Source organism: Streptomyces sp. WAC 04229, from assembly GCF_003947455.1.
In the GTDB taxonomy this organism is placed as follows: domain Bacteria; phylum Actinomycetota; class Actinomycetes; order Streptomycetales; family Streptomycetaceae; genus Streptomyces.
Genome location: NZ_QHJH01000202.1, coordinates 1 through 12,824, shown reverse-complemented (window position 1 = coordinate 12,824; position 12,824 = coordinate 1). Strand labels below are relative to the sequence as shown.

Here is a 12,824-nt window from a genome sequence, read left to right as displayed (position 1 = left end):
GGGCGGGAGGAGCATCCGGGACCGGTCCGCGGTCACCAGCGGCTCGTCGCGGTCCACCATCTGCTGCAGGAGCCCGCCCAGACGACGGCAGCCCTCGTCGATGACCTGGCGTTCCGCCGCGGTCAGCCGGGCCCCGTGGTCTCCGGGCCACAGCAGCACCAGCCCGCCCCGGACGGCGGTGTCCGAGACGAGCGGGGTCGCCGCGAGCGCGAAGTCGTAGGGCAGGACGAGCGCGACCCGCGGATACTGGCGGGCCATCTCCTCCCGCCCGCTGCCCCACACCAGGCGCCGCTCGCGGACGGCGTCCGCCACGGGCATCGGATCGGCCAGTCCGACCCGCCGCCACGGGGCGGCCACCTCCTGGGGCACCCCCGCCACCAGCACCTGCCACAGGGCGTCGTCGCCCGGCGGCAGTACGTACAGCAGCCCCCCGTAGGCGCCGCTGTCCCGCACCACGGCGGCCATCGCGGAATCCATCAGCCGACCGCCCGGCCCCACCACCGCGGGACCGCCCGACGCCGGCCGGACCGCACATCACGCATATGAGGACACTACGCCCGTACCGCCGCGACGGCATGCGAGAGGGTCAGTGGCCGTGCCCCCGGGACCGGCGCTGCACGTACAGGCGGCCGTCCCTCGGCCCGGTCCACTCCAGGCGCACCACCCCGGGCACGGCGGCGTCGTCGACGCGCGACGGGTCGGCCCAGTGGCCGAAGCTGGGATTGCGGAAGAACGTCGCCCACAGGTCTCCGCGGCGGTCGGTGAAGAAGTTGTTGTGCCCCGCGCCCACCCCCGCGGTCCACCGCTCCGAGTACGGCCCCTCGAAGCGGTCCGAGACGGCGACGACCGCGTCGTACTGGTACTGCGTGCGGCCCGTGCCGGGCGGGTCGTAGGCGTACCGCGTGCTGCCGTCGGCGTTGCGTGACGTGCGGTCCCACGCGGCGTGGACCAGGTAGTACCTGCCGCGGTACTTGAACACGTACGCGCCCTCGAGGTACGGCTCGGGGGAGTAGGGCGTCTGCCGGAACCGCGGCAGGTCCGTGGCCGGGACGATGTCCTCCATGTCGTCGCGGAACCTGGCGTACAGGTCGTTGTGGAGGACGAGCCACGCGTCGTCGCCCTCGGAGTAGAGACTGCCGTCGATGTGGTGGTAGGCGCCGGGCTCGATGAACGAGGGGCCACCGATGAACGAGTCGCCGAAGGGCTTCTCCCGGTTGCCCTCGACCAGCCGGTACGGGCCCTCCACACCACCCTCGCTGACCAGCATGAACGAGCCGACCTTGCGGGAGTGGTCGCCCATGCAGGCGACGATGTACCAGGTGCCGCGGACGTAGTGCAGCTCCGGCGCCCAGGCCTGGCCGCGCTTGCCGAACCGGTCGTCGTACCAGTACTCCTGCCACGGCGCCACGACGGTGCGCCCGGGCCGGTTCTCCCCGGCGAACTCGGGCGACCACACCTTGCCCTTCTCGGCGCCCGGCCGGATGCCGGTCGTGTCGGCGAGGCGCCACGGGCCCCGGAGGGAGGGCGCCAGCCACACGAAGATCCCGTCGTTCCACGGGGCGGCGGCCTCGAGGCCGGGCACCCGGGTGGTGCCGGTGGCCACGTAGACCGTACGGCCGCCGACGTCGAAGCAGTTGACGTACGTGTCCCGCATCCAGACCGTGCCGCGCTCCTCGTCGCGGGGCCGCAGCTCCAGCGGGAGGACGAACGAGTTGTCCTCCCGCGGCCACAGGTCCTCCCTGGTGTCCGCGAGGCCGTACGGTGCGGGGTCGGGCCAGTTCCGCGGATATCTCCGCGCCGCGCCGTGCGCCGTGTCCGGGGCCGCCTGTGCGGCGCCGGCGGGCAGGGCGAACGCCGCCCCGAGACCGGCGGCGCCGGCCAGCAGGGAACGTCGGTTCGGGCCGTTCTCGGCAGGGGTCATCAGTGGCGCTCTCCTTCGTCGTGTCCGTCCGAGGGGTGCGGCACAGCATGCGAACGTCCGTGCATTTACGTCAACAGGGCGGACGAATAAAGGAGGAAGTGGCGCCCTTACAGGGCTTGCCCGACCAGGCATTGTGAACGCTTCATTGCATCTTTCTGTCGGAGTGTTGACGGAATAATCGGGCCTCCCTACCTTGACCGGCATGCAGATGCCCAGCGGAGTGCACGCACTGGTCAGGCGGACCCACGAAGAGCGCGTGATGCGTGCGCTCCAGGAGAACGGCGCCATGAGCCGCGGCGAGATCGCCCGGGTCGTGGGTCTCTCCCGCACCACGCTGTCCGAGATCACCGGCCACCTCCTGCAGCGGGGGGCGATCGTCGTCGTGGACACCGACGCCTCCCGGCGCGAGGGCAGCGGGCGGCCGGCCGAGCGCCTCGCCCTCGATCCGGCGTCGGCCCAGTTCATGGGGGTCGACTTCGGGCACCGGCGGGTGCACGTCGTCGTCGCCGACGCCTCGCACGAGATCATGGTCTCGGGCTCCGTCCGCTACGAGGACACCGCGGCCTGGCGGACCCGGACCGAGCTGGCCCTCGGGCTGGTCGACCGGCTGAGCAGCGAGGCCGGGGTGCACTACGGCGCGTTGCAGGGCATCGGCATCGGCGTGCCGGGCCCCTACCCGGCGCCCGACGGGGCCGCCTGGCCGCGCGCCACCGCCGGAACCACGGTGCTCCGGCCCGCCCCGGAGGGCGTCGACGTGGCCTTCGCCGAACGCTTCGACGCACCGGTGATCGTCGACAACAACACCCGGCTCGCCGCCCTCGCCGAGGCGATCAGCGGCGCCGACAGCGTCGCCGACCTGGTGTACGTCCGTCTGTCGGACGGCGTCGGCGGCGGCCTGGTCGTCGGCGGCCAGCTGGTGACCGGCTCCTTGGGGCTGGCCGGCGAGCTGGGACACGTGACCGTGGAACCGGCCGGCCGGCCCTGCCGGTGCGGCAAGCGCGGCTGTCTGGAGACGGTGGCCTCGGTGCCCGGGATTCTCGCCGCCTGCTGGGAGTTCGGCCTGCGGCTGGAGGACCTCGACGACCTGGCGGCCGCCGTGAGCCGCGCCCACCCGGTCGTGGACCGGGTGCTGCGGGAGGCCGCCGGCGCGCTGGGCCGGGTCGTCGGCGCCGCCACCATGATGCTCAACCCGGCGAAGGTCGTCGTCGGCGGCGAGATCACCCGGCTGGCGCCCGTGATCGTCGAACAGGTCGCCGCCACCCTCGCCGCCGAGATCTTCCCGACCGCCTCGGCCGGTCCCGTCGTCGCCGCGGCGCGGCTGTCGGACGACGACGGCGCCCTGGGCGCGCTGGCGGCGGTCTTCCACAGCTCCCCCCTCCTGGCGAGGTATCCCGAAACCGCCGACGTGAAGGGCCGTTCCGATGCACCCGACTCCGCCACCGAAACAGCCGCCCATGTCCGTCCTTGACAAGCGGGGCGCCGACCCGGGGCACCCCCTGCCCGGGCAGCGGCCCGGAGCCCCGCCCGGCGCCGGCGGGGAGGCCACCGCAGCCGCGCCCGGACGTGCGCGGACCGGCGGGCGCGGACTGACCCTCGTCCTGAACGCCGTGTCCGTCGCGGCCGGCATCGCCCTTTGGTGGGCCGCCGCGTCGGCCGGCTTCAAACTGCCCACCCCGCCGGAGGTCGTCTCCCGGGCCGGGACGCTGATCGGCGACGGAACCCTGGCCGACGACGCCCTGGCCAGCCTCACCCGGGTCCTGACCGGCTTCGCCCTCGGCACGGCCGTGGCCGTCCCCGTGGGCTTCCTGATGGGCTGGTACGGGATCGTGCGGGGTCTGGTCGAACCCTGGATCCAGTTCTTCCGCACCATCCCGCCCCTGGCCATCATCCCGCTGGCCGTGGTCGCCATGGGCATCGACGAGACCCCGAAGATCTTCGTCATCTTCCTCGCCGCGTTCCTGGCCTGTGTGATCTCGACCTTCCAGGGCGTGGTGAACGTCGACCGCACGCTGATCGACGCCGCCCGGGTGCTGGGCGCCAAGGACGCCACGATCTTCGCCCGCGTCGTCGTGCCCGCATCGACGCCCTTCATCCTCGTCGGCATGCGGGTCGGGCTGGGTTCCGCCTGGGCCACCCTGGTCGCCGCGGAACTCATCGCCGCCCAGCAGGGCCTCGGCTACCGCATGCAGAACGCCCAGCTCTACTACGACCTCCCGACCATCTTCGTCGGACTCATCTCGATCGGGATCCTCGGTCTCCTCATGGACCGCGTCCTCCTCCTCGCCGAACGCAGGCTCACCCGATGGCAGGAACGCCGATGACCAGCAAACCGGCCAAGATATCCGTCCAGGGCGTCACCAAGACCTTCGCACTGGGCCGGGAGACCTTCACCGCCCTCGACGACGTCTCGATCGACATCGCCGACCACGAGTTCGTCACCGTCGTCGGCCCCTCGGGCTGCGGCAAGAGCACCCTGATGAACATCCTCGCCGGTCTGGAGACCCCCACGGCGGGCCGCGCGCTGGTCGACGGGGTGCCCGTCTCGGGGCCCGGACCCGAACGCGGGGTCATCTTCCAGCAGTACGCCCTCTTCCCCTGGCTGACCGTGCGGCAGAACGTCGAGTTCGGCCTCCGGACCACGGGCGTCCCCAAACGCGAACGGCGCGCCCGCGCCGAGCACTTCATCGAACTCGTCGGCCTGGAGCGCTTCGCCGACGCCCTGCCCAAGACGCTGTCCGGAGGCATGCGCCAGCGCTGCGCCATCGCCCGCGCCTACGCGGTCGACCCCTCGATCCTGCTGATGGACGAACCCTTCGGGGCCCTGGACGCGCTCACCCGGGTCACCCTCCAGGAGCAGCTGCTGCGGACCTGGAGCCAGGACCGGCGCACGGTGCTGTTCATCACCCACGACGTCGACGAGGCCGTGTTCCTGGCCAACCGCGTGATCGTCATGGCGGCCCGTCCCGGGCGGGTCTACGACGTCATCGAGGTCGACCCCGCCCTCGTGCGCGACGAGGCGTTCCGGCTCAGCCCCGAGTTCGCCGCACTGCGCAACCGGGTGTGGCACTCCGTCTACCACCAGGAAGGCCGCACCGCCGCCCTTTCCGGTACCCACTCCCCGACGTCATGACCCGGAAGGGACGCACCTCCATGCCCACCACGCCCACCCGCAGGCGCCTCACCGCCGCCCTGGCCGGCGCGGCAGCGCTGGCGCTGCTCGCCGCGTGCGGCGACGGATCGTCCTCCGGCGCCTCCGGCGACAAGGTCCGCTTCGGCTACATCAACGACTTCAACGGCGCCAGCCTGATCGCCATCGCCGAGGCCAAGGGCCTGTGGAAGAAGCACGGCCTCTCCGCGGAGAGCAAGGTCTTCACCAACGGACCCCTCCAGATCCAGGCCCTCGGCACCGACAACCTCGACTTCGGCTACATAGGCCCCGGCGCCATGTGGCTGCCCGCCTCCGGCCAGGCCAAGGTCGTCGCCATCAACACGCTCGGCAACTCCGACCGGGTCCTCGCCCAGCCGGGCATCACCTCGATGCGGCAGCTCGAGGGCAAGACCGTCGCCGTGCCCGAGGGAACCTCCGGCGACATGATCCTCTCCCTCGCCCTGGAGAAGGCCGGGATGACCAAGAAGGACGTGAAGGTCGTCCCGATGGACCCGTCCACCATCGTCTCCGCCTTCTCCTCCAAGCAGGTCGACGCGGCGGGCTTCTGGTACCCCGCCGCCGCGACCATCAAGAAGCAGGTGCCCGACCTGGTCGAACTCGCCAAGAACGCCGACTTCGAGCAGGACATCGCCTTCCCCACCGCGTTCGTGGCGAACAACAAGCTGGTCGCAGAGGAGCCGGACAGGACCAAGAAGGTCCTCGCGGTGCTGCGCGAGGCCATGGCCTTCCGCGCCGGCCACACCGACGAGGCGGTCCGGCTCACCGCGGACAAACTGAAGATCCCCGCCGACCAGGTCGAGGCCGACGCCGCGAACAACAAGGTGCTCGGCGTCGCGGAACTCGACAAGCTGACCCGCGACGGCACCGTAGACACATGGCTGGAGGGCATGAACGACTACTTCGTCGGCACCGGCAAGCTGAAGAAGCCCGTCGACCCGAAGACCTACTACACCGGTGACCTCTTCACGGGAGCCGGCCAGTGACGCGGGCGGGCACGTCCCGGAAGAACATCCTCTTCCTCATGACCGACCAGCACCGGACGGACACGCTCGGCGCCTACGGCAACACGCTGGCCCACACACCGGTGCTGGACGAACTGGCCGCCACGGGAACCCGGTTCGACCGCTGGTACACACCCACCGCGATCTGCACCCCGGCCCGGGCCAGTCTGCTGACCGGCCAGGCACCCTTCCGCCACAAGCTCCTGGCCAACCACGAACGCAACGTCGGCTACCTGGAGGACCTGGCCGAGGAGCAGTTCACCTTCTCCGGGGCGCTGCGCGAGCGGGGCTACAACTGCGGCCTCATCGGCAAGTGGCACGCCGGCAGCCGGCGCACCGCCGCCGACTACGGCTTCGACGGCCCCGAACTCCCCGGCTGGCACAACCCCGTCGACCACCCCGACTACCTCGCGTACCTCGCCGAACGCGGACTGCCGCCCTACGAGATCGGCGACCGGATCCGCGGCACCCTGCCCAACGGCGGCCCCGGCAACCTGCTGGCGGCCCGGCTCCACCAGCCGGTCGAGGCCACCTTCGAGCACTACCTGGCCACCCGCGCCGTCGAGACGCTGGAACGGTACGCGGCGGACACCCGCGCACACGACCGCCCGTTCTTCCTCGCCCTGCACTTCTTCGGCCCCCACCTGCCGTACATCCTGCCGGACGAGTACTTCGACCTGGTCGACCCCGCCGACGTGGAGCTGCCGCGGTCCGTGGCCGAGACGTTCGAGGGCAAACCCCCCGTCCAGCGCAACTACAGCGCGCACTGGACCTTCGACACGATGCCGATCGAGACCACCCGCAAACTCATCGCGGTCTACTGGGGTTACGTGGCGCTCATCGACATGGAGATCGGCCGGGTCATGGCGGCGATGGAGCGGCTCGGGCTGGTGGACGACACCGCGGTCTTCTTCACCTGCGACCACGGGGAGTTCACCGGCGCCCACCGGCTGCACGACAAGGGCCCGGCCATGTACGAGGACATCTACCGCACGCCCGGCCTGGTCCGGGTGCCGGGCGCGCCCGGCGGCCAGGTCCGCGACGAGTTCGTCAGCCTTCTCGACTGCACCGCGACCATCCTCGAACTGGCGGGCGCCGACCCGGAACCCGCCGTCGACTCCCGCAGCCTGCTGCCCCTGGTACGGGGCGAGGCGCCGGACTGGGACGAGGACATCGTCTGCGAGTTCCACGGCCACCACTTCCCCTATCCGCAGCGCATGCTGCGCGAGGACCGGTACAAACTCGTCGTCAACCCCGACTCCGTCAACGAGCTGTACGACCTGCGCACCGACCCGGACGAACTCCAGAACGTCTACGCCCATCCCGAGCGGGCTGAGGTCCGCACCCGCATGATGCGCCGGCTGTACGGCGTCCTGCGCGAGCGCGGTGACAACTTCCACCACTGGATGACGTCGATGTACGACGTCGGCGAGGTCGCGTACGACCCCACCCTGAGCGGGCTAGACGAGTCCACGTACCGGGCCTAGCAGGCCCGCGACCCCCTTCGAGGAACCATGACCAGCGATCACCGCCCGTGCTGCACCCCCGCCGCGGCACCCGCCGCCCCGGTCGCCCCGCCCCTGTCCGGGCCGGCCGGCCGGGCGCGCTCGACGCGGGGGCAGGTGCTGCTGCCGGGCGGTGGGTTCGCGATGGGGGACGCCTTCGGCGAGGGGTATCCGGCCGACGGCGAGACACCGGTGCACACGGTGCGTCTGCGGCCCTTCCACATCGACGAGACCGCGGTCACCAACGCCCGCTTCGCCGCCTTCGTCAAGGCGACCGGGTATGTCACCGACGCGGAACACCACGGCTCCTCCGCGGTCTTCCACCTCGTGGTCGACGCCGCGTCCGCGGACGTGCTCGGCAACGCCGCGGGAGCCCCCTGGTGGATCAACGTGCGGGGCGCGCACTGGCGCCGACCCGAGGGCGCCCGCTCCGACATCGGCACCCGGCAGAACCACCCCGTCGTCCACATCTCCTGGAACGACGCCACCGCCTACGCCCGGTGGGCCGGCAAACGCCTGCCCACCGAGGCCGAGTGGGAGTACGCCGCGCGCGGCGGTCAGGCCGGCCGGCGCTTTCCCTGGGGCGACGACCCGACCCCCGGCGGCCACTGGCGCTGCAACATCTGGCAGGGCCGGTTCCCGCACGTCAACACCCAGGAGGACGGCCACCTGACCACGGCCCCGGTCAGGTCCTACCGGGCCAACGGCTTCGGGCTGTGGAACACCGCGGGCAACGTGTGGGAGTGGTGCGCCGACTGGTTCTCGCCGACCTACTACTCCCGGTCGCCCGCGTCGGACCCGCACGGCCCGGAGACCGGGACCACGCGGGTTCTGCGCGGCGGCTCCTACCTGTGCCACGACTCCTACTGCAACCGCTACCGGGTCGCCGCACGGTCCTCCAACACCCCGGAGTCCTCGTCCGGCAACCTCGGCTTCCGCTGCGCCAACGACGGCGCCCCGCCGGCCTCCTAGGCGATGGCGGCCCGTGCCCCGGCGACGAGAGCCGCCAGTTCCTCGGTCTCGTCGGCGGTGAGCGGGGTCAGCGGCGGCCGGACCGGACCGGCCTTGAGCCCGGACAGCGTCACCCCGGCCTTCACCAGCGACACCGCGTACCCCGGAACACGCCGCCGCAGCCGTACCAGGGGATGGAAGAACGTCCGCTGCAGGGTGTCGACCGTCGCGGTGTCGCCCTCCTCGACCGCGCGGTGGAAGGCGAGCGAGAGGTCCGGCGCGAACGCGAACGCGGCCGACGAGTACAGCTCGACGCCGAGTGCGCGGTAGGCCAGTTGGCTGGCCTCGGCGGTGGGCATGCCGTTGAAGAACTGGAAGTCCTTGCCCGACCCGGCGAGCGCCTCGCGTACGGCGGGGACGATGCGCGCGACCAGGTCGAGGTCGCCGGTGCCGTCCTTGAGACCCGTCACGGTCGGCAACTGCGCGACCTCGGCCGCCGCGTGCTCGTCGAAGCGGGCGTTGGCCCGGCTGTATACGATCAGCGGGAGGTCCGTCTCCCCGCCGACGGCACGGGTGTAGGCGACGAGTCCGGCGGCGGGCGACTCGACGAGGTAGGGCGGCATGAGCAGCAGTCCGTCCACGCCGGCCTCGGCCGCGTCGCGCGCGAACTGCCGGGCGAGACCCAGCGCGCCGCCCACACCGGCGTACACCGGGACGCGTCCCGCGGCCGCCTCGACGGCGGTACGGGTGACGGCCGCGTACTCCTCGCGGTCCAGCGCGTGGAACTCGCCGGTACCGCACGCGACGAACACCCCGCCGGGCCCGGCGGCCACACCGGCCGCCACGTGCTGGTGCAGGACATCGAGGTCGACCTCGCCGGTGGCGGTGAAGGGGGTGACGGGGAAGAAGAGAACGCCTTCGAGCACGAGTGGTTTCCTAACGGGTCGGAGAGTCGGTGGAGCGGTCTGCCGGGCGGCCGTGGCCCGGGGCCGCGTCGGCACCCTGGTGCACGACGCCCGTGAGAGGTTCCCCGCGGCGAAGCCGGCCGATGTTGTCGGCGATCTCCGCCGCACGCGCGGCGAAGGTGTCGGCGGTGTGCCCCGAGTGGTGCGGGGTCATGAGCACGTTGGGCAGTTCGTGGAAGGGCAGCCGGCTCGGCGCCTCGGGCGGGCCGGACCACCACACGTCCAGCGCCGCGCCGCCGATGGTGCCGCCGCGCAGCGCCTCGTAGAGCGCCTCTTCCCGCACGACGGGTCCCCGCGCCACGTTGACCAGCAGCGATCCGGGTCCCATGGCGGCCAGTTCGGCCGCGCCGATCAGACCGCGGGTGGCGGGGCCGAGCGGCACCGTGACCACCACGACGTCGGACTGGGCGAGCAGCTCGGGCAGCCGCTCGTGGCCGCCGACCCAGTCCGGCCGCAGGTCGTCGGGGAACGGGGCCGACGGATCGCGCCGCACGGCGCTCACGCGCAGGCCCACCGCCTGGCAGAGCCGGGCGACCTCGGTGCCCGTCTCACCGAATCCGACGATGCCCACCCGGCGGCCCCGCAGCGTGGTCCCGAACGGCAGCCCCGGGTCCACGGCCACGTTGCGCCACCGCCCGGCGCGCAGGGCGCGGTCGGCGCCGAGCACGTCGCGGGAGAGCATCAGGACGGACATCAGCACGTGCTCCGCGATGGAGCGGCCGTGGTGGTGGGTGGTGGCGACGGTGACGCCGGGGCCCAGCGCGTCCAGCGCGATGCCGTCGTAACCGGCGCCGACCACGTGGACCAGGCGCAGCCGGGCGGCCCGGCGGGCGTCCCCGGCCCGCAGCCCGGAGCCGACGAACACATCGACCTCCGGCATGGCCTCGGAGACCCGCGCCGCGTCCCAGTCGCAGGCGTCGAGCCACTCGTGGCCGCCCTCGGTCCGGGCTTTGAGGGGTTCGTGGAAGCGGCTCAGGATGCGGTGGGCGAGCATGATGCGCACGAGGCGGTCACCACCTGGGGTTCTTGATCGAGAAGGACGGGTCGACGCGGCGCATGTAGCCGGTGTCGTCCCGGTCGCGCAGTCCGCAGTCGAGGTACTGGCGGTGCAGCCGGGCGAGTGCGTCCCGGTCCAGCTCCACGCCCAGGCCGGGACCCGTGGGCACCGCGAGTGAGCCTTCGCCGAACCGCAGCGGCGTGGGGTCGACCACGTCCTCGTCGGGGCGTTTCCACGGCCAGTGGGTGTCGCACGCGTAGGTGAGCCGCGGGGTGGCCGCCGCGAGGTGGGTCATCGCGGCGAGGCTGATGCCGAGGTGCGAGTTGGAGTGCATGGACAGGCCGAGCCCGAAGGCGTCGCAGATCGCGGAGAGCCGCCCGCAGCGCCGCAGGCCGCCCCAGAAGTGGTGGTCGCAGAGCACGATGCCCACCGCGTCCCGGGCCACGGCCGGTGCCAGGTCGTCGAAGGAGACCACACACATGTTGGTCGCCAGCGGGGTCTGTGTCTGCGCCGCCACCGACGCCATGCCGTCGATCCCGGCCGTCGGGTCCTCCAGGTACTGCAGTACGCCGCCCAGTTCGCGGGCGACGCGCAGTGAGGTCTGCGGGCTCCACACGGCGTTGGGGTCGAGACGCAGCGGATGGTCGGGGAAGGCCGCGCGCAGCGCCCTGATCGCCGCGATCTCCTCGTCCGGCGGGAAGACTCCGCCCTTGAGCTTGATGGAGGAGAAGCCGTAGGTGTCGATCATCCGGCGGGCCTGCTCGACCAGGCCCGCCGGATCGAGCGCCGCGCCCCAGTCGTCGTCCTCCTGGCCGGGGTGTCCGGCCCACTTGTAGAAGAGGTACGCGCTGTAGGGGACCGCCGGGCGTACGGCGCCGCCCAGCAGGTCGCTGACCGGCCGGCCCACGAGCTTGCCCTGGATGTCCAGGCACGCGACGTCGAAGGGCGACACGACCCGGTCCACGGTGCTGCTGCCGGTGACCATCCCGGCCATGCCGTCGCCGCCCGCGGTGTCGGTGCCCAGCGCCCGGGTGGTGCGGGCGACCAGGTCGTTGAGGCTCCAGACCTCCATGCCGGCCAGTTCACCGGCGGTGCGGCGGAGCCGTTCCAGGTGCAGGGTGCCGCCGTAGGTCTCCCCGATGCCGCTGACGCCGCTCTCCGTGGTGATCTCCACGACGGTGCGCAGGGCGTAGGGCTCGTGCACACCCACCGAGTTGAGCAGGGGAGGGTCGCGGAAGGCCACGGGGGTCACGGTGACGTCGACGATGCGTTCGGAGGTGCCTGCCCGCATACCCATCCTCATATGTAGTCGGCGTTCGCATGTGTGGACAACCAGTTGTAGGCACGGCCCCACGGCCGTGTCAATGGGCCGGCCGGTCCGGGACCGGTGTCAGGAGGGTGCCCTCGGTCATGAACCGCTGGAGGTTGCGCAGCGCCAGGTCGCCCATGGCCGCCCGGGTCTCGTGGGTGGCGCTGGCGATGTGGGGGAGCAGCACCACCCGGTCCGACGCCAGCAGCGCCGGCGGCACGTTGGGCTCGTCGGCGAAGACGTCCAGCGCCGCCCCCGCGATGCGGCCTTCCGTCACCGCCGCCACGAGCGCCGGTTCGTCGACCACGCTGCCCCGGGCGACGTTGACCAGGTACCCCCCGGGCCCGAGCGCGTCCAGGACCTTCGCCGAGACCAGACCCCGGGTGCCGCGGCCCCCGGCGACGGTGACGACGAGCGCGTCGCACGCCTCGGCCAGCGCCTCGGCGCTCGGCAGATGACGGTGGGTGACACCGGGCACCGGCGTGCGCGTGCAGTACGCGAGGTCCGCGCCGAAGCCCTCGAGCCGGCGGGCGACGGCCCGGCCGATCCGGCCGAGACCCAGGATGCCGACCCGCCTGCCGCTCACCCGGTCCGCCAGCGGGAAGGGCGCCGCCGTCCAGGCCCCCGCGCGGACGTACCGGTCGGCCGCCGACAGGCGCCGCACGACGTCGATCAGCGCACCGACGGCGAGGTCCGCCACGCAGTCGGTGAGCACGTCCGGGGTGTTGCTCACGTCGATGCCCCGGGCGCGGGCGCGCACCACGTCGGTGGTCTCGTGGCCGACGCCGAAGTGGACGATGGCCCCGAGGCGCGGCAAGGCGTCCATCAGCGCGTCGCTCACCCCGGTCCGCGCACTCGTCACCGCGGCCGCCACCTCGCCGCCGTGCGCGCGCAAGTACGCGTCGGGGTCCCGGAGTTCGAAGAGGCGGACCGTGCGGAACCGCTCGCCGAGCGCGCTCTCCAGGGCGGGGAGCAGCGGGGACACCTGGAGGACGGTGTCCGGGGC

At 72.5% G+C, this 12,824-nt stretch carries 11 protein-coding genes and 1 pseudogene; 6 read left to right on the top strand and 6 right to left on the bottom strand.

Translation table 11 applies throughout. The features are described from left to right. A pseudogene (locus tag DMH12_RS32500) lies at positions 1–465 on the bottom strand (PAS sensor protein); the annotation flags it as partial. Positions 466–586: 121 nt separating this feature from the next. Beyond that, positions 587–1,921, bottom strand: coding sequence for a family 43 glycosylhydrolase (locus tag DMH12_RS32495; RefSeq protein WP_125494970.1), 1,335 nt, complete (start codon positions 1,919–1,921; stop codon positions 587–589). 202 nt (positions 1,922–2,123) lie between these two features. Between DMH12_RS32495 and DMH12_RS32490 the strand changes: the two genes are divergently transcribed. Genes DMH12_RS32490 through DMH12_RS32465 form a run of 6 tightly spaced genes read left to right on the top strand, consistent with a single transcriptional unit; the run spans position 2,124 to position 8,568 of the window. Next, positions 2,124–3,389 carry an ROK family transcriptional regulator gene (locus tag DMH12_RS32490; protein ID WP_185832683.1) on the top strand — a complete coding sequence of 422 codons (1,266 nt, stop codon included), beginning with the start codon at positions 2,124–2,126 and terminating at the stop codon, positions 3,387–3,389. Next, the gene (locus DMH12_RS32485) at positions 3,376–4,242 is read left to right on the top strand and encodes an ABC transporter permease (RefSeq protein WP_185832682.1); all 867 of its coding nucleotides are present in this window, start codon (positions 3,376–3,378) and stop codon (positions 4,240–4,242) included. Before DMH12_RS32490 ends, DMH12_RS32485 begins: the two co-directional genes overlap by 14 nt. Then, complete coding sequence (locus tag DMH12_RS32480) at positions 4,239–5,051, top strand: ABC transporter ATP-binding protein (RefSeq protein ID WP_125494968.1); 813 nt, start codon at positions 4,239–4,241, stop codon at positions 5,049–5,051. Before DMH12_RS32485 ends, DMH12_RS32480 begins: the two co-directional genes overlap by 4 nt. Positions 5,052–5,071: 20 nt before the next feature. Then, positions 5,072–6,073, top strand: a complete 1,002-nt coding sequence (locus tag DMH12_RS32475) for an aliphatic sulfonate ABC transporter substrate-binding protein (RefSeq protein WP_260474423.1) — start codon at positions 5,072–5,074, stop codon at positions 6,071–6,073. Beyond that, the gene (locus DMH12_RS32470; protein ID WP_125494966.1) at positions 6,070–7,578 is read left to right on the top strand and encodes a sulfatase-like hydrolase/transferase; all 1,509 of its coding nucleotides are present in this window, start codon (positions 6,070–6,072) and stop codon (positions 7,576–7,578) included. The genes DMH12_RS32475 and DMH12_RS32470 overlap by 4 nt, the downstream gene beginning before the upstream one ends. Positions 7,579–7,605: 27 nt before the next feature. Continuing rightward, on the top strand, positions 7,606–8,568 hold the full coding sequence (locus DMH12_RS32465; RefSeq protein ID WP_125494965.1) for a formylglycine-generating enzyme family protein: 963 nt from the start codon (positions 7,606–7,608) through the stop codon (positions 8,566–8,568). Here DMH12_RS32465 and DMH12_RS32460 read toward each other — a convergent pair. The 4 genes from DMH12_RS32460 to DMH12_RS32445 form a co-directional block, all read right to left on the bottom strand. Further along, the gene (locus DMH12_RS32460; RefSeq protein WP_125494964.1) at positions 8,565–9,473 is read right to left on the bottom strand and encodes a 5-dehydro-4-deoxyglucarate dehydratase; all 909 of its coding nucleotides are present in this window, start codon (positions 9,471–9,473) and stop codon (positions 8,565–8,567) included. The genes DMH12_RS32465 and DMH12_RS32460 overlap by 4 nt on opposite strands. 10 nt (positions 9,474–9,483) lie before the next feature. Next, positions 9,484–10,506 (bottom strand): 2-hydroxyacid dehydrogenase, encoded by a 1,023-nt coding sequence (locus tag DMH12_RS32455; protein WP_260474424.1) that lies wholly within the window; start codon positions 10,504–10,506, stop codon positions 9,484–9,486. A gap of 16 nt (positions 10,507–10,522) precedes the next feature. Then, positions 10,523–11,806, bottom strand: coding sequence for a glucarate dehydratase family protein (locus tag DMH12_RS32450; RefSeq protein WP_399189608.1), 1,284 nt, complete (start codon positions 11,804–11,806; stop codon positions 10,523–10,525). Between the two features lie 64 nt (positions 11,807–11,870). Then, the coding region (locus DMH12_RS32445; protein WP_260474421.1) for a 2-hydroxyacid dehydrogenase at positions 11,871–12,824 on the bottom strand (954 nt) is incomplete at its 5' end.

Coding starts and splice junctions, on each gene's coding strand:
- DMH12_RS32465 (WP_125494965.1), top strand. CDS start 7,606: ATGACCAGCGATCACCGCCCGTGCTGCACCCCCGCCGCGGCACCCGCC.
- DMH12_RS32455 (WP_260474424.1), bottom strand. CDS start 10,506: ATGCTCGCCCACCGCATCCTGAGCCGCTTCCACGAACCCCTCAAAGCC.
- DMH12_RS32490 (WP_185832683.1), top strand. CDS start 2,124: ATGCAGATGCCCAGCGGAGTGCACGCACTGGTCAGGCGGACCCACGAA.
- DMH12_RS32475 (WP_260474423.1), top strand. CDS start 5,072: ATGCCCACCACGCCCACCCGCAGGCGCCTCACCGCCGCCCTGGCCGGC.
- DMH12_RS32495 (WP_125494970.1), bottom strand. CDS start 1,921: ATGACCCCTGCCGAGAACGGCCCGAACCGACGTTCCCTGCTGGCCGGC.
- DMH12_RS32480 (WP_125494968.1), top strand. CDS start 4,239: ATGACCAGCAAACCGGCCAAGATATCCGTCCAGGGCGTCACCAAGACC.
- DMH12_RS32450 (WP_399189608.1), bottom strand. CDS start 11,806: ATGGGTATGCGGGCAGGCACCTCCGAACGCATCGTCGACGTCACCGTG.
- DMH12_RS32485 (WP_185832682.1), top strand. CDS start 3,376: ATGTCCGTCCTTGACAAGCGGGGCGCCGACCCGGGGCACCCCCTGCCC.